Consider the following 19,795-nt stretch of genomic DNA (forward strand, 5'->3'; position numbering starts at 1 on the left):
AACGGATCGTGGCTGGAATAATGGACTTTGCAACCGGAACACGAAAAGAGGAGCATGATGGTCAATCCCGAGCTGTCGCAGCGCATACAGGAACTGCCCGAGGAACTGCTCGACCTTGAGCGCGAGCCGGGAACCGCCGAGCGCCTACGGAGGATCGACTCGCTGAAGGACCGGTCCCACGCGCTGGAACCCCTGGATGGCGTCGAGGATATGGCGCTGGCGGATTACGACCGCGACTGGCTGGTGCGCTATACCTACAACTCGAACGCCATCGAGGGTTCCACATTGACTTTGGAGGACACGTCGCTGGTATTGGAGGGCGAGTTCGTCCCCTCGGACTCGCCGGCCAGATACGTGTTCGCGGCGCGCGGCGTCGCGGACGGCATGGCCTACGTGCGCGAATACGCCAAGGAGGGCCAGAAACTGGACGAGGAGCTGATCCGCCGCGTCCACGAGGTGACCGCACTGGATCTCCAGCCGTTCGCCCGTGGCACGTTTCGCCCCTACGGATACTTGGCGAGGATCACCGCGACCCGCGTCAAGACCGCGGACCCGCTGGAGATCCGCGACGACCTACGGGCCCTGATCGACGGGCTGGACGGCTGCGCCGCTCATCCGCTGCTCAGGGCCGCCGGCTTCCACGCGATGTTCGAGAACATCCATCCGTTCATGGACGGCAACGGGCGTACCGGCCGCCAGCTGCTCAATTTCATATTGCTCGGGCATGGATACCGCCCCGTGGCCATCAAGTACGACGCTGGACGCGCCTACGCGCGCAGCCTGGAAGCCTGGCAGGTGGACGGCGAGCCGGATTCGTTCTGCTCCATCTTCCTCGACTGCGTGGAACAGGAGGAGCGCGCATTCGTCGAACTTGTCGAAGGATTGCGTCGGAAACCTGACTCCATCCGCAACAAGACGGATCTGCTGGACAGATTCGGCGACACGCTGCGGAAGAACCTCGACCGACAAGACGGGGATGGCAAGAGAGCTGGGATCGATCATAGGGGCCCTGTGCGTCATAGGGGTCAGTAGACCGAAGGCTATACTTTGTGGTTATACCGATTCCGTGAAGCAACGAGGAGAAACGGGTCGGGGTCGATAAGTCCCGCCGCGGGGATGCCAACTCGGTTCTTGAAGCGTCCGGTTATGGACCGTGATGCCGTCAGCCCTTTTCGCGCAGGATCTTCCTGAGTTTGTACACCTCGTTGCGGAGCTTGTCGATCTGACGTTCCTTCTGGTCTATGACCGTGCGGATCACAGTCGGATCGTTCGATGGCATGTACAGGTAGGCGAGGAGTTCCACGGTGTCGCGGTGGTGTTCCCCGACTATGCGCTGGTAGCTGTCCACCGCGACGGTGAGGCTGGTGTGTCCGAGGTCATCCATCGCCTCACGCATGGTGCCGCCCGCAAGGACGAGCATGGTGGCGTGCGTGGCGCGCAATGAGTGGAAGGTGATGTCGCGTCGTCCGATCTTTTCACGGGCTACGCGGAACGTCCGTTCGATGGTCGTGGGTGGGAGCAGCCAGTCGTCCAGCATGGGCGAGTGGAACAGCATGGTGTCGGGCTGGAGGTTCTTGCAGAACCGGCTGATATGGGCCTCGATGAGCGGTGCGAGCGGTTTCGGGATGGGTACGACCCGCTTGCTGCTTTTGGTCTTGGGCTCGCATAATCGGTACTTGCCTCGGTCATCGGGGCCACGGTTGACGGAGTGGCGGACGTGGAGTTGTAGGTTCTCCAGGTCGATGTCGCGCAGTTGCAGGGCGCATACCTCGCCGAGGCGCAGTCCGCCGACCAAGAGGGAGAGCCAGAGCGCGAGCCGCTGATAGTCGGGGAAGAGCGCGGCCAGCTTGTTGATTTCGTCCGCGGTGACCGGTGGTTGGTCGCGGCGGGCGGATTGCGGCTTGATGACGCGATACCGGCAAGGGCTCGCCGGGATGAGTGGCGGGGTGCCCTCGGCTTGTTCGGTAGCGGCGGCGAGCATAATACGTTTGAGCGTGCGTGCCGCCTGCTCGAACGTCCATGCCGTCAACGTGTCATGGGCGTTCTTGTACCATTCTTCTACCATTTGCCGGGTGATGCGGTCGAGTGGGGTGTCGCCGAACGTCTCGTTGAGCCGGCGTAGCACGATCTCGTTGCACCGGTTGGATCGTCCGGATAGCTTGCTGCCGTCAGGTTTGCGGTATTTGTTGAAGTAGTCTTTGGAGTATTCCCTGAATGTGGGCATGGAGTTCGAGCTTCGCTGCGATGGGTGGACCCATTGTCTGATGCCTTTGTTGTGGAGCGTGACGAGGTAGTGTTCCTCGTCGAGCCACTTGTAGGCTTCCGTCTCGTATTCCAGTCCGAAGTTGCGGGCAACCTTCTTGGGTGGGTCGAGCGGGTTGACATATCGCGCCTGGAAGCTGGTCGGGGTGCCGTCTGCGTTCCTGCGGACGATCACTGATCCCCATTTCCTGCGCCTTTTCGCCTGCGTGTTTTCCATTGACTTCCCCCTTGGGTGGACGGTATGGTTCCGGGCATCCATCATCGGCGGGAGGTCTCGAATGAGCATCATGGGACGGCTGATGATAGCCGGCCGGTGGGATGGGAATCAGTCGAGATTATTCTTGGTGCCTGTAGGTGCCTCGTGAAAAACGAGGGTAATCGGCAGGTTTCCCAAAAATGAAAAAACTTGGAACAAAGCCAAAAACAGCTGACCACTATTATCATCAGAGGTGTGCATGATAATAGTGGTCATACTGCTGATTCTTTCATAGGTTCACGACGGAGCACGCCTTGGCGCACGAGCGTCGCCGTCATACGACGTCGTCACGTTCGGCGGGGCGTGGGGAGTGTCTAGAGAATGTCGAAGTGCTGCAAGGCGTGCAGAATACCGTCATGGTCGACATCGTCGGTCACATAGTCGGCGGCTTGCTTGGCTTCTTTGGTGGCGTTGCCCATGGCGACGCCAATGCCGGCGTAGCGCAGCATACTCACATCGTTGCCGCCGTCACCAAAGGCGATGCACTGCTTGGCCGTCCATCCACGTCGGGACAGGATGCGGGCCATACCATGGTCTTTGCCTCCGTCGGCTGGAATGAGGTCGGTGAAGTCCGGGTGCCAACGCACGCCTTGCACGTTACGGCAGCGTGCGATGAGTGAAGCTTCATCCTCACAGTTGATGAATGGGCTGATTTGGAACGTGTCGTGTGTCAGCGCTCGCTGGTGCGGGTCGTTAACGTGTGTGGCGGGCGCGGTTTTGCCCAGCTGCTTCCATGTGGCGCGCATGGCGTCGGTGATCTGGTTGAAGTATACGTAGTCACGCTCGCAGAAATTGGAGACGACATCGGGATGCTCATCAAGCCAGGCGATGATAGTGGTGATGTCTTCGGGGGCTAGGGAATTGGCGTGGAGCACGCCTGTGTCGTCGAAGCAGTATTGCCCGTTGAGGCAGACCACGCCGTCGAAGCGGATAGGCAGCATGTTCAGTACCACGTCCATATGTGAGGGCGCGCGTCCGGTGCATAGATAGATGGCGATGTCTTGCTGGCGTAAACGGTTCAGCGATTCGATGGTTGAATCCGGAATCTCATGGGTAGTGAAGCTGGTAAGTGTGCCGTCGATGTCAAAAAATGCGGCGCGAATGGATTGGTCATGCGCGGATGCGGAAGAGGACACGGGAACTCCTTGCAGATGCGTAGCTGATATAAGCTGTCGACTGTTAGTCTACGACCTGTGCATGAACTGACATGCTTATGGCGTAATCCTTGTCATAGCAGCGATTGAGTACGTGTTATCAGCAATGGTTATAGGGCAAAATGGGCTTGTGCGTAGGTCGCGTGCTCGTGGTGCCGTATGGTGGTGTGCCGGAGGCGTTGCCTTCCGGGGTCGCGGGATGCGACGCCGATACGGTACATCATTCGAGGACGGAGCATTATGGGTTCGCAGCCATCGTCGCCATTGCCATTGGATACCACCAATCCTGTGAGGGTTAATCACACGCCACGCAACGTGGCTATTGTGGTGATGGTGGTGGCAATGATGGTGGCCGTGGTGTTCGGCGTGTATTGCTTGATCGCCCCGAATACTAACGCTCCCAAGGGGTCGGCTTCCAATCCGGTCAATATCGGTGTGGTGGGCGCCACCGATCCGCAGTGGACAGCATTCCGTGAGAAAGCCCAACAGGCCGGTATCGCCGTTAATATCGTGGATTTCCAAGACTATACGTCGGAAAACCCTGCGGTTGATTCCGGTGAATTGGATCTCAACGAGTTTCAGCATTTGCTGTATTTGGCGAACTATAACGTGAGCAATCACAAGGATTTGCAGCCTATCGGCGGCGTGGCCATTTACCCGTTGGGTGTGTATTCGCAAAAGTATCGGAATATCCGTGACATTCCGGCGGGCTCGACCATCGCCATTCCCAATGACGAGACGAACCAGGCGCGTGCCATCGGCGTGCTCAAGTCGGCGGGACTGATTGCCATGAAAGATGAGTGGACGGCGTTTTCGACGCCGGCCGACATCGATGAGTCGAAGTCGTTAGTTAAGGTGACGGCGTTGAAGGCGGAGCAGGTGGCGAATGCGCTGAAGGATCCGCAAATTGCCGCGGGCATCATCAATAACGATTATGTGGCGGATGCCGGGTTGTCAATGACCGAATCCATTTATCAGGATGATGCGTCCAGCGAGGAGGCGCATCCATATATCAATGTGTGGGTGGCCCGTAAGGCTGATGTCGATAATCCCATATACCGCAAGGTGGTGGAACTATTCCAGTCCACCGAGGTCTTAGACAAGCTGCAGGAGAACGCCGGTGGCACGGCCGTATTGGCAGATGGATTCAGCGCCAAGCAATTGCAGGGTTATTTGGCGGATATCGAACAGGACATCAAGGAGCGGTGAGCAGATGAGTACACGGCAGGAACAGTCGACGGATGAGACGATCATCGCGTTCGACCATGTGAGCAAGCGGTATCGTTCGCGCGCATCCGGCGACGACGTGAAGGCGGTGGATGATGTGAGCCTGGATATCCGCCGCGGCGAGGTGTTCGGCATCATAGGCTATTCCGGTGCGGGCAAATCCACGTTGGTGCGCATGATCAACGCGCTGGAACGCCCCACCGAGGGCGAAGTGACGGTGTTGGGCGAACGTTTGGCTGGTTTGGGCGAAGGCAAGCTCAGGCCTATCCGTCAGAAAATCGGCATGATTTTCCAACAGTTCAATTTGTTCTCCACCAAAACCGTGGCCCAGAACATCGCCTATCCGTTGCAGTTGGATCATTGGCGTAAGGACTACCAGCGGCAGCGGGTCAAGGAATTGCTGGAATTCGTCGGGCTCAGCGAGTATGAGCACGCGTATCCTTCGCAGCTGTCGGGCGGTCAGAAGCAGCGTGTGGGCATCGCCCGTGCGTTGGCTACCTATCCGCAGATTCTGTTGGCCGATGAGGCCACCAGCGCGTTGGATCCGCAAACCACCGGCGAGGTGCTGGATCTGCTGCGCCGGGTCAATGAGGAATTTGGCATCACCATCGTGCTCATCACCCATCAAATGGATGTGGTGCAGCGAATCGCTGACCGTGTGGCCGTAATGTCCGGCGGGCGCATCGTGGAGGAGGGGGGCGTGTACGACGTCTTCGCCGCGCCGCGTGAATCGGTGACCAAACGCTTTATCGGCACCGTCATGTCCGGCATTCCCGACGAATCGCATATCGAACGACTGCATCGTGAATGGCCTCATCGTGTGGTGACCGTGCTGATTCGTCAGCGCGACACGCATGTGGCGCATGACGGGCGCGTGGTGACTTCGTCGGGGCAGAATATTTCGGCTTTGATCGCGCGGTACGGCATCGCCAGCAATCTGCTGTTCGGCGGTATCGACACGGTGCAGGGCGTGGCCATTGGTTCGATGACCTATGAATTCGTCGCCGAGGAGCCGCGTTTGGCGGAATTTCTGCGGGAATTGCGTGCTAACAGCGATGTGGTGGACTTCGGCACGGCGGCAGATCCGTGTCCGTACGATCGTGCGGTGGCGCAGGTGCGTCACGGACGGAAAGGAGAGGAACAATGATCCTGGCGAATGCGCGAAGCGACTGGAGCGTACTGCGTCCGTTGCTGTTCCAATCCGTGGGACAAACGTTGGCCATGGTGCTGATCACCCTAGTGGTGGGTGGCGCGTTGGGGCTGCTGTTAGGCGTGGTGCTCTACGGCACGCGCCCAGGCGGCTTGTTCGCCCAGCCGGTGGTGTATCGGGTGCTTGACGTGGCGGTGAATCTGATCCGTCCCATTCCATTCATCATTTTTCTTGCGGCGATGCAGCCGGTGACCATAGCGGTAGTGGGCACGTCCATCGGTACGGTGGCGGCGATATTCCCCATGATCGTCATGTGTACGGTGGCGACCTCACGGTTGGTTGAACAGAATCTGGTGCCGGTGGATCCCGGCATGATCGAAGCGGCCCGCTCCATGGGGGCGAGCATCTGGACGATTATTTGGACGGTACTGATTCCCGAAGCCTTGGCCCCGCTGATTCTGGCCTACGCCTTCCTCTTTATCGGCGTGCTGGATATGTCGGCAATGGCCGGATATATCGGTGGCGGCGGTTTGGGCAACTTCGCCATCGCCTACGGCTACCAAAAGTTCGATCCTGTGGTGACCTGGACGGCGGTGCTTATCATGATCGTACTGGTGCAGCTGGTGCAGGGACTGGCCAACGCCGTGGCGAAGCGCCTGCTTAAACGCAAGCGCTAAGATGTGTGGCGACGTGTCGGCAATCGTGGGTGCGACTGCCGACACGCGGTGCGCGCAGGACATCGCCGGCTTGTGCGACGGCTATGTGGGGTAAGACCGACAACTGTGGAAAGAGGACGGATATGGTCACGCAAGTGCAGATGGATATCGGTGAACTGACGGCAATACGGCATTGGCTGCACCGGCATCCCGAACAAGGATTCGAAGAATATCGCACCAGCGAATACCTCGCCGATCGTTTGCGCGCATATGGCGTCGAGATCGTGCCCACCTCCATGGGCACCGGTGTGATCGGCGTGATTCAAGGCGGCCGGCCGGGCCCGCATATCGCATTGCGTGCCGACATCGACGGACTGCCCATCGAAGAAGACAGCGGATTGCCGTTCACCTCGAAACACCACGGCACCATGCACGGCTGCGGCCATGACTTGCATATGACGGGTCTGTTGGGCGCGGCGCAATGGCTGAGCGCGCACCGCGAGCACATCGCAGGCACCATCACCTTGGTGTTCCAACCCAGTGAGGAAACTGGACAAGGTGCGCGTGCCGTACTGCAAACCGGCGTGCTCGATGGGGTCGAAGCCATGATCGGTACCCATAACAATCCACTGTATCGCCCCGGTCAGCTGGCCATCGGCGCCGAACCCATGATGGCGGGATGCGTGCGGTTCCGCGTCGACATTCATGCAGAAGGCACCCACGCCGCCTATCCGCATCGCGGCACCGGGCCGATTGAGGCGCTCGCGGCGATGGTGTCCTCATTGCAAACCATTGCCAGCCGCAATGTCTCGCCGTTTCACCCCTTTGTGCTGTCCGTGACGCAAGTGACGGGCGGACAGGTGTGGAATGTGGTGCCCGACCATGCGCAGCTCCAAGGAACGGCCCGCTATTTCCATGCCGAAGACGGGGAGCTGGCCGGCCGGCGTTTCCGTGAGGTGGTCACGTCCACGGCGGCGGCGTTCGGAGTGAGTGCCGAGGTGATGTGGGATGATTTCCAAGATCCGCTGGTATCCGACGCCGCGTTGGCGCGGGCAGTAGCGGAAGAGGTCGGACAGTGCGCCGAACTGGTGCCCATCATCCCGTCGATGGCTGGGGAGGATTTTTGCGAATATGGCAAAACCATGCGGTTGGTGTTTGCGTTCGTCGGCTCGAACGGGCGGGAGGGTTGTGCCGCCTGGCATAGCCCGCAGTTCGTGGGTTTGGATGAATCGTTGCCGACGTTCGTGCGGTTCTATGCGCATGCGGCATTGCGTGTGATGGAGGAGCTGCGCTGACGGCTGGCCGTGTTGACGTTGGGTCGGTAGCCGGACGTGTTTCGGCGGTGAGTGCCCCCGCGGGTATTCGGCGTGCGCAAGCCGTCTGACGCACTACACTGGGAAGCTATGACTCAGATTGTGTGTGCGATGGCACAGATTGATACATGTGTGGGAGATTTGCAGGCCAATACGACGGCGGTGGTGGCATATGCACGTCGCGCGGCGGAAGCGCATGCCGATATGGTGGTATTCCCGGAAATGACGGTGACGGGCTACCCCATCGAGGATTTGGCTTTGCGCGGTACCTTCCGCCAGGCGGCCGCCGAAGCCGTGGAGACGTTGGCGTACCGTTTGCGCGAGGAGGGGTTGGGGTCACTGACGGTATTGGTCGGCACAGTCGGCATGGGTGATGACGGCAGGCCTCGCAATCGGTTGGTGGCTTTGCGTGACGGCCAGGTACTGGCCAGCTATGACAAGCATTTCCTGCCTAATTACGGTGTATTTGACGAGTTTCGCATTTTTGGTTCCGGCCAGGAGTCGCTGGTGTTGGACGTGCGGGGTGTGCGCGTCGGCGTGGCAATCTGCGAGGATATCTGGCAGGAAGGCGGGCCGGTCGCCGCACTGGCGCAGCTTGGCATTGACGTGTTGGTGACGATGAACGGCTCACCATATGAGGAGGGCAAGACGCATGTGCGTCGTGAGCTGGCGTCCCGTCGGGCGACGCAAGTAGGTGCTCCCGTATTGTATGTCAATCAGGTAGGCGGTCAGGATGACCTGGTGTTCGACGGTGGCAGCTTTGCCGTGGATGTGGATGGCACGGTTTTGTCGTCGTCGCCCATGTTCGTCGAGGCGATGAGCCTAGTGCGGATCGACACCGATGCCAGCCGCCAGCAGGTGGGAGACATCGCGCCGTCCTTGGATGGCGACGAGGAAGTGTACTGCGCCTGTGTGCTGGGACTGAAAGACTATATGCGCAAGAATGGCTTCCGCGGCGTGTGCCTGGGGCTTTCCGGCGGTATCGATTCCGCTTTGGTGGCGGCGATGGCGGCCGATGCGTGCGGCGGCGAGCAGGTGTGGGGCATTTCCATGCCGAGCATGTATTCGTCGGATGGTTCCAAGGATGATGCCGCCGATTTGGCTGCGTTGTTGGGAGCGCACTACGATACCCAGCCCATTGCATCCTTGTTCGACGCCTATCAGCGGCAGCTTTCGCTTGAGGGCGTGGCAGCGGAGAACCTGCAGGCTCGTATTCGCGGCGTGTTGGTGATGGCATATTCGAACAGCAAGGGGTTGCTGGCTCTGGCTACCGGCAATAAGTCGGAGTTGGCGTGTGGGTATTCGACGATTTACGGCGATGCAGTAGGCGGATATGCCCCGATCAAGGATTTGCTCAAAACCCGCGTGTGGCAGTTGGCGCGGTGGCGCAATCGCGCGGCTGCCGCAGGGATTGGCATCGGTGGTATTCCCATTGTGGGCAATGAGTCGGCCGATCGCGGTGTGCCGTTGCCGCAGGGGGTGATGATTCCGGTCAATTCGATTGAGAAGGCGCCGAGTGCGGAGCTCAGGCCGGGGCAGAAGGATTCGGATTCGTTGCCGCAGTATGATCTGCTCGATCAGGTATTGGCGGCGTACATCGAACATGCGCATGGCCGTGCGGATCTGCTGGAGGATGGCTTCGACGAAGATACCGTGGATACGGTGATGCGATTGGTCGACCGCGCGGAATGGAAGCGCCGACAGTATCCGTTAGGGCCGAAGGTGACTGCGTTGGCGTTTGGTCGTGACCGCCGTCTGCCGGTGACGAGCGCGTTCCGTGAGTGAATCCACTTCTGGTGGCAATAGTCAATATGATCGCGGATGAAGGATGTTAACGATAACAAAATGTGAGGAAGCTCACGTTATCTCTCCGCTTGTGCATCTGACACGTTGGCTACAATGGGCAATTGTAGAGACGACGTAACGATGCGTCGCCACCAACACCCAGAAGGAGTGGATATGACAGCAGTTGATGCAACGGCGGTCTCCGCGGAGGAACTCCAAGCCAAGGCTTGGGAAGGTTTCGCCGAGGGTAACTGGCAGAACGACGTCGACGTTCGTGACTTTATCCAGAAGAACTACACCCCGTACGAGGGCGACGAGTCCTTCCTCGCTGATGCGACGGACAAGACCAAGCATTTGTGGAAGTTCTTGGACGACAACTACTTGGCGGTCGAGCGTAAGCAGCGCGTCTACGACGTGGATACCCACACTCCGGCGGATATCGACGCTTTCCCGGCTGGCTACATCGATAGCTCCGAAGTCGACAACGTTATCGTTGGTCTGCAGACCGACACCCCCTGCAAGCGAGCGATGATGCCGAACGGCGGTTGGCGCATGGTTGAGCAGGCCATCAAGGAAGCCGGCAAGGAGCCGGATCAGGAGATCAAGAAGATCTTCACCAAGTACCGCAAGACCCACAATGACGGCGTGTTTGGCGTGTACACCAAGCGCATCAAGATCGCCCGTCATAACAAGATTCTCACCGGTCTGCCGGATGCCTACGGCCGTGGCCGCATCATCGGTGACTACCGTCGTGTGGCGCTGTACGGCGTGGACGCGCTGATCAAGTTCAAGCAGCGCGACAAGGACTCCGTGCCGTACCGCAACGACTTCACCGAGCCGGAAATCGAGCACTGGATCCGTTTCCGCGAGGAGCACGACGAGCAGATCAAGGCACTCAAGAAGCTTATCGCCTTGGGTAATGAGTACGGCCTGGATCTGTCCCGCCCGGCGCAGAACGCCAAGGAAGCCGTGCAGTGGACGTATATGGGGTACCTGGCCTCAATCAAGAGCCAGGATGGCGCCGCCATGTCCATCGGCCGTCTGTCCGCATTCTTCGATTGCTACTTCGAGCGTGACCTCAAGGCCGGTCTGATTGACGAAACCGATGCTCAGGAAATCATCGACAACATCGTCATGAAGCTGCGTATCGTGCGCTTCCTGCGTACCAAGGATTACGACAACATCTTCTCCGGTGACCCGTACTGGGCGACGTGGTCCGACGCCGGCTTCGCCGACGACGGCCGTCCGATGGTCACCAAGACCTCCTTCCGTCTGCTCAACACGCTGACGCTGGAGCACCTTGGTCCCGGCCCCGAGCCGAACATCACCATCTTCTGGGATCCGAAGCTGCCGGAAGGCTACAAGCGTTTCTGCGCCAAGATCTCGATCGATACCTCGGCCATCCAGTACGAGTCCGACAAGGACATCCGTAGCCACTGGGGCGACGACGCGGCCATCGCTTGCTGCGTGTCCCCGATGCGCGTCGGCAAGCAGATGCAGTTCTTCGCGGCTCGCGTGAACTCGGCCAAGGCGCTGCTGTACGCGATCAACGGCGGCCGCGACGAGATGACCGGCATGCAGGTCATCGACAAGGGCGTGATCGAGCCCATCGCTCCGGAGGCCGACGGCTCCCTGGATTACGAGAAGGTCAAGGCCAACTATGAGAAGGCTCTCGAGTGGCTGTCCGAGACCTATGTCCAGGCGCTGAACATCATCCACTACATGCACGATAAGTACGCCTACGAATCCATCGAGATGGCGCTGCACGACAAGGAAGTGTACCGTACCTTGGGTTGCGGTATGTCCGGTCTGTCCATCGCCGCCGATTCGCTGGCCGCCGTCAAGTACGCCAAGGTCTATCCGATCTACAATAAGGATGCCAAGACCATGGAAGGCCACGAATATGAGTATGTCGAGGGCGCTGAGGACGATCTGATCGTCGGCTACCGTACCGAGGGCGAGTTCCCGATCTACGGCAACGACGACGACCGCGCCGACGATTTGGCGAAGTGGGTCGTCAGCACCGTTATGGGCCAGGTCAAGCGTCTGCCGGTGTACCGCGGTGCGGTTCCGACGCAGTCCATCCTGACCATCACCTCGAACGTGGAGTACGGCAAGAACACCGGTTCCTTCCCGTCGGGCCACAAGAAGGGCACCCCGTACGCTCCGGGCGCAAACCCGGAGAACGGTATGGATTCGCACGGCATGCTGCCCTCCATGTTCTCCGTCGGCAAGATCGACTACGACGATGCGCTGGACGGCATCTCGCTGACCAACACCATCACCCCTGATGGCTTGGGCCGCGACGAGCAGGAGCGTATCGGCAACCTGGTCGGCATTCTGGACGCCGGCAACGGCCATGGTCTGTATCACGCCAACATCAACGTGTTGCGTCGTGAGACCATGGAGGATGCCGTCGAGCATCCTGAGAAGTACCCGCACCTGACCGTGCGTGTCTCCGGCTACGCGGTGAACTTCGTCAAGCTCACCAAGGAGCAGCAGCTCGACGTGATCTCCCGTACCTTCCACCAGGGTGCGGTCACCGACTGATTTGCGGTGCATAGACGTACAGGTCATGTGAAGTAAGAGGGGCGGGGCGGCAAAGGCTCCGCCCCTCTTACTATGGTGCGTGCGTCTATGGTGGCATGTGCGTATGTGGCGCATACGATATGGTGTTGATCGAGGCGTGTATGTGGCGTGAGAGCAAGACTTCTTATCGGGAGAGTCGCCGCAGAAACACGCAACCGTGCGCATCGGACTTTTCGTGCCGGAATGTGCGTTGCGTCACCATGCGTCAGCTCGCCCCGGCTGTTACAGTGGGCATATTGGCTAGCACACCAGACAAAGGAGTATCTCATGGCGCAGGGCACTTCATTTCGCACCACGACGCGGCATATGCTGAAGGCGTCGCAGGAGTACACCAGCCAAACGTTGATGGGAGGCCTGTCCGGGTTTGAATCTCCAGTGGGGCTTGACCGTCGTGACCGTATCGCGGCGTTGAAAACCGGCGATATCGGTTTTGTACATTCCTGGGACATTAATACGTCGGTGGATGGTCCGGGCACTCGTATGACGGTGTTCATGAGTGGTTGCCCATTGCGGTGCCAGTATTGCCAGAATCCCGATACGTGGAAGATGCGCGATGGACAGCCGGTGTATTTGGATGCGATGATCGCCAAGGTATCTCGCTATGCCGATCTGTTCAAGGCTACGGGCGGCGGGATTACCTTCTCGGGCGGCGAATCGATGATGCAGCCCGCGTTCGTGTCTAGGGTTTTCCGTGCTGCCAAAGAGATAGGAGTGCACACGTGCTTGGATACTTCCGGTTTCTTGGGGAAGAACTATACCGACGAGATGATTGATGATATTGATTTATGTCTGTTGGATGTCAAGTCGGGTGACGAGGATACGTATCGGGAGGTGACCGGTGGCACATTGGCACCGACCATAGCATTCGGCAAGCGCCTGGCGGCGCGTGGCAAGAAGATGTGGATTCGTTTTGTACTAGTGCCAGGTTTGACCGATTCGGAGGAGAATGTAGAGCGTGTCGCTCGCATTTGCGAGGAGTTCGGCGATTCGGTGGAGCATATCGATGTGTTGGGTTTTCATCAGCTTGGACGACCCAAGTGGCATGAGATGCGCATTCCGTACCCGCTGGAGGACCAGAAAGGCCCGTCGGCGGCATTGAAGGCCCGGGTGTCCAAGCAGTTCGAAGACCACGGATTCGTGGTGTATTAAAACGATCGGACAGGGTGCCGTGCATGGCTGTGCGATATCAGGGTGGGTAAAATCCAAATATTGACAAAAATAGCGGTATTATAGAAATATGCACGCTGAAGTGTTGAGTTTTCCGGAAGGAATGGGTCGCGATGATCCGTCGCGGGGGCGTCGGAGGCGATCCCGCCCCGAAGGTGTGCCTGATGGTGTGTGGGATGCGGTGGAGCAGCTGCGCGCCATGTCTCGCGTACCGGGGCTGATGTATCGGGAAGTTCCGTTGCACCTGTGCTCCGCACGTTATGCGATTGCGGTGGCGCTGCAGACGTCCGGTGAACACGATGGGGCTCATGGATATGCGTATGCTCGTGGTTGTGATGCGCAAGGCTGGATCGCGCTGTTATATTCGCTGAATCAGAACGGATCGCTATGGAGATGCGTCGCGTATGCACGCGCTTTGCTTGACTGCGAAGATCCTGATGATGTATTGCGCGAATACTATTGGGCAGCGATGCAGCGTTATGTCGAACCGTGTGGGGTCGAGAAGTTGGGTGGCACGGTAAGTTTGATCAAAGATACGGCGTGTGGCGAGTTGGAAGCGCCATCGCGCACGGCGTGTGAATTACGGGTGTCGTGGAGTGCGCCTACCGTTGCGGGCGGTACGACGAACGCCGCTGCTTGGGTGAATGCATGGGCGCGGTTCGTTCGGTCATTGTCGGCGGACGAGGAGGATATGCCCGGTGAATGACGAGCCTCGGCTATGCAGGGAGCCTCGCGGAGGCGTTCCTGAGGTCATCGATGCACCCGAGGAATTCATACAGTGTTGCGAACGCTTTGCTGCGGCGAGTGGACCGTTGGCGGCCGATGCCGAGCGTGCCAGCGGCTTTCGGTATGGACATGATGACTGGTTGGTGCAGTTCAAGCGCGAGGGGGCGGGTATCGCGCTCATTGATCCGGTGGCACTGCGTGCGATGGGGATGACGATGCGCCCGTTCGCCGAGGCCGTGTCCGATGCGCAATGGGTGGCGCATGATGCGACGCAGGATTTGCCCGGTTACGTACAATTGGATCTGATTCCTCAATCCTTGTTCGACACCATGGTGGCGGCTCGCCTGTTGGGATTGCCGCGAGTTGGATTGTCGTCCGTCACGGAGCATGTATTAGGACTGGCGCTGGCGAAGGAACATTCGGCGGCGGATTGGTCGTATCGGCCGTTGCCGAGGGATTGGCGTAACTATGCGGCCCTGGATGTGGAATTGTTGCTCGATCTTCGTGAGCGTATGGCGCGTGAGCTGCGTCGCCAAGGCAAGGAGGACTGGGCGCGCGAGGAATTTGCGCATGTGCTGCGCAAGGGATTGACGCCGAAGGTGCGCCATAGCGATCCGTGGGTGCATTTGTCACATATCAACGAATTGCATCACGACCGCCGTGCGTTGGCGGTGGCCCGTGAATTGTGGATGCAGCGTGACGCGTTGGCGCGTGAGCATGACATCGAGCCTACGTTGTTGTTAAGCGATGCGGCAATTCTTGAAGCGGCGAAACGTAAGCCGCATAACATCCGTGAATTTCGCGCGATTCGTTCGCTCAACGAACGCGTGCGCATATCGTTGGGTGATGGTCGCGACAAGATGTTCGCGCGGTATGCGCCGATTCAACGGTCAATCAAGTCGACGGTGTGGAAGCAGGCGATCCAACGTGCGTTGGCATTGCCTGACGAGCAGTGTCCGAGCGTACCAAGCGTGCCGTTTGAACCCACGATCAATGCTCCAAGGTCCATGGCATTGTGGCGGCAATCGTATCCGGAGCGCTATGAACGTTTGCAGGCGGTAAAACGGGTGATCAATCAGATTGCCCAAGATACGTCGACACCGGCTGACGTACTGATAAAAAGCCGGTATCTTCGTAATCTATGTTGGCAGGAACACCCTGCTCGCGTGGACGTGGAGGAATTCCTGCTGGAGCAGGGGGCTCGCGCGTGGCAGGTCAAGTTGCTTGCCGCGTCCGTAACTCGCGCTATTATGTAACGGTTGCCGTAACGGCAGAGTTAGTAGACTAGCTATAGTTCAGGAGCGCAAGCGTGAAAATCAGCGTCAGGAACCTTGAGCCCACTAAGGTGAAGCTCACCATCACCGTCGATTCCGAGGAGTTCGACCCGTATCTGGACGCCGCCCGCAAGGAGATCGGCAAGCAGGTCACCGTCCCCGGCTTCCGTAAGGGACATGTGCCCGGTAAGATCATCGACCAGCGTATCGGCTTTGCGGCCGTCGCCGGCGAGGCCGTGAACAACGGCGTGCCGGAGCTGTATTCCAAGGCTTTGGAAGAGAAGAAGATCCGTCCTATGGGCCAGCCCGAGCTCGACGTGCAGGAAGTGCCGCAGTCGGCTTCCGACGAGACGAAGTTGAAGTTCGTTGCCACGGTGGAGCGCCGTCCGGAAATCAAGCTGCCGAAGATTGCCGGCATGACCATCGAGGTCGCCAAGCCTGAGGTCAGCGATGAGGATGTCGAGCGTCGTCTCGAGACCCTGCGTCAGCGTTTCGGCACCTTGGTCGGCGTGGATCGCCCCGCTGCCAAGGGAGACTTCGCCAACATCGATTTGGACGCCCAGATTGATGGCGAATCCGTCGACTCGCAGGAAGGCGTGAGCTACGAACTGGGGTCGGGCACCATGCTGGACGGTTTGGATGAGGCCTTGGAAGGCCTGTCCGCCGGCGAGGAAACCACCTTCGAAGGCACGCTGGAAGCCGGCGAGCACGAAGGCCAGAAGGCCACAATTAAGGTGAAGGTGAACTCGGTGAAGGCCGAGGAGCTGCCGGAGCTGAATGATGACTTTGCGCAGGAAGCCTCCGAGTTCGATACGTTGGACGAGCTCAAGGCGGATATCCGCAAGGCATGCGAGAACGATGCCCAGGGTCGTCAGGCCACCGAGGCGCGTGATGCTTTCATCGCCAAGCTGCAGGAAGATGCGGAGATTGCGGTTCCCAAGGGGGTCAAGGCCGATATGGTTGCCGAGCACCTCAAGGGCATGACTCCCGATCCGGAAAAGGCCACCAAGGAGCAGAAGTCCGAAGCCGAGCAGGCGGTGGAGAAGGAACTACGCGATCAGATGGTGCTCGACGTGCTCGCCGAAACCATGGACGTGCAGGTTTCCCAGGCTGATGTCACCAACTTCCTGGCGTCCATCGCCCAGCAGTATGGCATGGATCCCTCCGCGTTCATCAGCGCCATCGTGCGCAATGGGCAGCTGGGTTCCGCCGTGCAGGAAGTCGGCCGTTCCAAGGGTCTGTTGGCCGGTATGCGCGCGGTGAAGTTCGTGTGCGACGGCGAGCCGTTGGATTTGAGCGCCTTCTTGGGTGAGGACGAGCAGAGCGAAGAATCGCAAGCTGTGGAAGCCGCTTCGGCTGCCGCCGCTGTTGCCGACGAGCTGAGCAAGGCGGATGACGCCGAGTAAGGTTGTATCAGTTGATTGATGCAATCGGCGATTGATGGCATGTGGGCTGGAATCAGTATGGTTCCAGCCCACATGCGTATCCGGGCGCATCGGGCCGTGGTGAGATGACGTGTAGGGGAATGAGGCGACATGCACGAGAAGCATACGATAGGTAATGCATCTGCCGAGAGAGATGATGGACAGCATCAGCAAACCGTTACGTATTGGTATCGTTATGCGCTGGTGTTGTCAATCGTGGGTGTCGTTGTCGGGGTAGTATGCGGTTTGCTCACCTTGATGCTGTATGGCGTCGAATATGTGGCCATGGGATTCATGGAAAGTGTGCAGGAGCCCGGCCCCATGTCGGTGGAACCGTGGCGCAGGGCGCTGTCGGTGACAGTGGCCAGTCTGGTGGCGGCCGTGATATGGTGGTTGCTGCGCACACGTACATGCAAGGTTCCGTCGGTGTCCGCTGCGGTGCGCGGCGAACGGATGCCATGGTGGCAGACGGTGGTGCATGTGGCATTGCAGATTCTCATCGTTGGTTCTGGTATGTCGATCGGACGAGAGGTGGCTCCACGTGAGCTTGGTGCGTTGATAGGTCAGCGTGCGGCAGCGTGGCTTCGTTGTGATGCCGCGCAGTCTCGTATGATGGTGGCGGTTGCCGCCGGTGCCGGTTTGGCGGGTGTGTATGACGCGCCGTTGGCCGGCGTGTGTTTCACCGTCGAACTGTTGTTGATGTCGGCATCCTTGCCGGTGGTGGCCATGGGATTATGGTGTTCGGCATTGGCTGCATGGGTAGCGACACTCGTGAAAGGGCGTCATGCGTTCTATGCCATTGCCGCGTTACCGGATGCTTATTCGGCGTGGCTGGTGGTGTTTGCCGTCATAGCTGGTGTGGTGATGGGCATGGTCGGCACGTGGTTTCGTGCCGGTTCGTCTTGGGCGGCGAAGCACGCGGCCAAGGGAACCGCACTCCTGTGGCAGTTGCCGCTGGCGGGAGTGGTCACCGGCGTGGTGGCTATAGGACTGCCACAAGTGATGGGCAACGGCAGGGCTACGGCTCAGTGGGGATTTTCCGCCGGTGCTGTTTGGGACGTGGCCGCGCTGTTGCTGGTTGCATGCGTGGCCAAGGGCTTGGTGACAATTATGACAATTCGTGCCGGCGGTTCTGGAGGCGTGTTGACACCGGCCATCGCCATGGGCTCATCGCTGGGCGCGGCCATGGCGGTGGTGTGGTGGCATGTGCTGCCGCATGACGGCATGACAATTGGCGCGTGTGCGTTGTTGGGGGCGTGTGCGTTGCTGGCGGCATCCCAGCGTGCGCCGCTGATGGCGATGTGTTTGGTGCTGGAACTGTGCGACGCTCCGTTGTCCATGGTGCTGCCGGTGGCGCTCGCGGTGGGCGTGTCGTCGTGCGTGGCGGTGTTGCTGTGTCGCCAAGACCGGCAGCGAGGTATACGCAATAAGCAAAATATGAGCGTTTCGGTCGAATCGGGACGGTAGGCTCGAAACCATCTGTTGTTGAATCGAAGGAGAGCAAAGGTGAGCATTCCCATGGCGACCCTGCCCATGATGTCGGATGAATCGGCGCCCGGCATGGTGGCGGATCCTATTTTCCATCGTCTGCTCAAGGACCGCATCATTTGGATGGGCGAGGAAGTGCGCGATGACATGGCCAATCGCATTTGTGCCCAGATGCTGATGCTGGCGGCGGAAGATCCGCATAAGGATATTTGGCTGTACATCAACTCGCCGGGCGGTTCGATTACTGCCGGGATGGCGATTTACGATACCATGCAGCTGATTGAACCGGATGTGGCGACGGTAGGCATCGGTATGTGTGCGTCAATGGGACAGTTTCTGCTGAGTTCAGGTACTCCGGGTAAACGGTTCCTCACGTCTCATGCGCGTGTGCTCATGCACCAGCCTTCGGGTGGCGTTGGCGGCACCGCCACGGATGTGCGCATCAATGCCGAGCTCATTATGGATATGAAGAAAACGCTGTCCGAGCTTACCGCCCAGCAGACAGGACATACGGTGGAGGAAATCTACCGTGACAACGAATATGACCATTGGTTCACCGCGCAGCAGGCGTTGGAATATGGTTTCGTCGATAGGATCGTCACCACACCGGGGACGATGAGCGCCAACCAAGGGGAGTGACATGGCATCTGAGGAAGCACAGTTTGTAGCGCGCGCGCAGCGTTTGTCCGGTGCACGAGCAATGTCCGGTGTGATGCCGAGCAGCCGTTACGTGGTGCCGCAGTTCGAGGAAAAAACACCGTATGGTTTGAAACGCCAAGATCCGTATACTCGTCTGTTTGAAGACCGTATCATCTTCATGGGTGTGCAGGTGGACGACACCTCAGCAGATGACATCATGGCGCAGTTGCTGGTATTGGAGAGTCAAGATCCCAACCGTGACGTCATGATGTACATCAATTCTCCTGGTGGTTCGATGACCGCCATGACGGCGATTTACGACACGATGCAATACATCAAGCCTGATGTGCAGACCGTGTGCCTCGGGCAGGCTGCTTCCGCGGCGGCGATTCTGCTGGCTGCCGGCGCGCCGGGCAAGCGTTTGATGCTGCCCAATGCGCGTGTGCTCATTCACCAGCCCGCTATGGGGCAGGATTTCGGCAAAGCGACAGAGATTGAGTTGCAGGCCAAGGAAATGCTGCGTCTGCGTGAATGGTTGGAACATACGCTTGCCAAGCATACGGGCCAGGACGTGGAGCGTATTCGCAAGGATATCGAAGTGGATACGATTCTCACCGCACCGCAGGCCAAGGAATACGGCATGGTCGATGAAGTGTTGGAGCGCCGCTCCTGATAGGCCTGAGAT

General features: G+C 59.1%; 17 protein-coding genes. 14 read left to right on the plus strand and 3 right to left on the minus strand.

Going from position 1 to position 19,795, the window contains the following annotated elements:
* Window positions 1-57: 57 nt before the first annotated feature.
* Window positions 58-1,032, plus strand: coding sequence for a Fic family protein (locus tag AC1AWK_RS02415; protein WP_476569549.1), 975 nt, complete (start codon window positions 58-60; stop codon window positions 1,030-1,032).
* Between the two features lie 130 nt (window positions 1,033-1,162).
* On the opposite strand, the gene AC1AWK_RS02420 is transcribed toward AC1AWK_RS02415, so the two are convergent.
* From AC1AWK_RS02420 to AC1AWK_RS02430, 3 genes are all read right to left on the minus strand, one after another.
* Entirely contained in the window at window positions 1,163-2,479 is a 1,317-nt protein-coding gene (locus AC1AWK_RS02420; protein ID WP_476567816.1) for a site-specific integrase, read from the minus strand.
* Window positions 2,480-2,587: 108 nt separating this feature from the next.
* A complete protein-coding gene (locus tag AC1AWK_RS02425) occupies window positions 2,588-2,734 on the minus strand; it encodes a hypothetical protein (RefSeq protein ID WP_476567818.1) in 147 nt (48 codons plus the stop codon).
* A 98-nt stretch (window positions 2,735-2,832) separates the two neighbouring features.
* Window positions 2,833-3,654 carry a Cof-type HAD-IIB family hydrolase gene (locus tag AC1AWK_RS02430; RefSeq protein WP_476567820.1) on the minus strand — a complete coding sequence of 274 codons (822 nt, stop codon included), beginning with the start codon at window positions 3,652-3,654 and terminating at the stop codon, window positions 2,833-2,835.
* A gap of 258 nt (window positions 3,655-3,912) precedes the next feature.
* On the opposite strand from AC1AWK_RS02430, the gene AC1AWK_RS02435 reads away from it, so the two are divergent.
* The 13 genes from AC1AWK_RS02435 to AC1AWK_RS02495 all read left to right on the plus strand — a co-directional run bounded on the left by AC1AWK_RS02435 (window position 3,913) and on the right by AC1AWK_RS02495 (window position 19,783).
* Window positions 3,913-4,881, plus strand: a complete 969-nt coding sequence (locus AC1AWK_RS02435; RefSeq protein WP_476567821.1) for a MetQ/NlpA family ABC transporter substrate-binding protein — start codon at window positions 3,913-3,915, stop codon at window positions 4,879-4,881.
* A 4-nt stretch (window positions 4,882-4,885) separates the two neighbouring features.
* Window positions 4,886-6,046 carry a methionine ABC transporter ATP-binding protein gene (locus AC1AWK_RS02440; protein WP_476567823.1) on the plus strand — a complete coding sequence of 387 codons (1,161 nt, stop codon included), beginning with the start codon at window positions 4,886-4,888 and terminating at the stop codon, window positions 6,044-6,046.
* Window positions 6,043-6,726: a methionine ABC transporter permease gene (locus AC1AWK_RS02445; protein ID WP_476567825.1), complete on the plus strand. Its 684-nt coding sequence runs from the start codon at window positions 6,043-6,045 to the stop codon at window positions 6,724-6,726. The genes AC1AWK_RS02440 and AC1AWK_RS02445 overlap by 4 nt, the downstream gene beginning before the upstream one ends.
* Before the next feature lie 122 nt (window positions 6,727-6,848).
* Window positions 6,849-8,000, plus strand: coding sequence for a M20 metallopeptidase family protein (locus tag AC1AWK_RS02450; protein ID WP_476567827.1), 1,152 nt, complete (start codon window positions 6,849-6,851; stop codon window positions 7,998-8,000).
* Window positions 8,001-8,108: 108 nt separating this feature from the next.
* Window positions 8,109-9,803, plus strand: a complete 1,695-nt coding sequence (locus AC1AWK_RS02455) for an NAD+ synthase (RefSeq protein WP_476567828.1) — start codon at window positions 8,109-8,111, stop codon at window positions 9,801-9,803.
* A 174-nt stretch (window positions 9,804-9,977) separates the two neighbouring features.
* On the plus strand, window positions 9,978-12,353 hold the full coding sequence (gene pflB, locus AC1AWK_RS02460) for a formate C-acetyltransferase (RefSeq protein WP_476567830.1): 2,376 nt from the start codon (window positions 9,978-9,980) through the stop codon (window positions 12,351-12,353).
* Window positions 12,354-12,659: 306 nt separating this feature from the next.
* Window positions 12,660-13,541 (plus strand): pyruvate formate-lyase-activating protein, encoded by an 882-nt coding sequence (gene pflA / locus AC1AWK_RS02465; RefSeq protein ID WP_476567832.1) that lies wholly within the window; start codon window positions 12,660-12,662, stop codon window positions 13,539-13,541.
* A gap of 88 nt (window positions 13,542-13,629) precedes the next feature.
* Window positions 13,630-14,265, plus strand: coding sequence for a DUF3000 family protein (locus AC1AWK_RS02470; RefSeq protein WP_476567833.1), 636 nt, complete (start codon window positions 13,630-13,632; stop codon window positions 14,263-14,265).
* Window positions 14,249-15,541, plus strand: a complete 1,293-nt coding sequence (locus AC1AWK_RS02475; protein ID WP_476569551.1) for an HRDC domain-containing protein — start codon at window positions 14,249-14,251, stop codon at window positions 15,539-15,541. Before AC1AWK_RS02470 ends, AC1AWK_RS02475 begins: the two co-directional genes overlap by 17 nt.
* A 53-nt stretch (window positions 15,542-15,594) precedes the next feature.
* A complete protein-coding gene (gene tig, locus AC1AWK_RS02480; protein WP_476567834.1) occupies window positions 15,595-16,965 on the plus strand; it encodes a trigger factor in 1,371 nt (456 codons plus the stop codon).
* Between the two features lie 129 nt (window positions 16,966-17,094).
* Complete coding sequence (locus AC1AWK_RS02485) at window positions 17,095-18,450, plus strand: chloride channel protein (protein ID WP_476567836.1); 1,356 nt, start codon at window positions 17,095-17,097, stop codon at window positions 18,448-18,450.
* Between the two features lie 39 nt (window positions 18,451-18,489).
* Window positions 18,490-19,110 (plus strand): ATP-dependent Clp protease proteolytic subunit, encoded by a 621-nt coding sequence (locus tag AC1AWK_RS02490; RefSeq protein ID WP_476567838.1) that lies wholly within the window; start codon window positions 18,490-18,492, stop codon window positions 19,108-19,110.
* A gap of 1 nt (window position 19,111) precedes the next feature.
* Window positions 19,112-19,783: an ATP-dependent Clp protease proteolytic subunit gene (locus AC1AWK_RS02495; protein WP_476567839.1), complete on the plus strand. Its 672-nt coding sequence runs from the start codon at window positions 19,112-19,114 to the stop codon at window positions 19,781-19,783.
* The last annotated feature ends 12 nt before the right edge of the window (window positions 19,784-19,795 follow it).

This window comes from Bifidobacterium sp. LH_491, assembly GCF_056356495.1.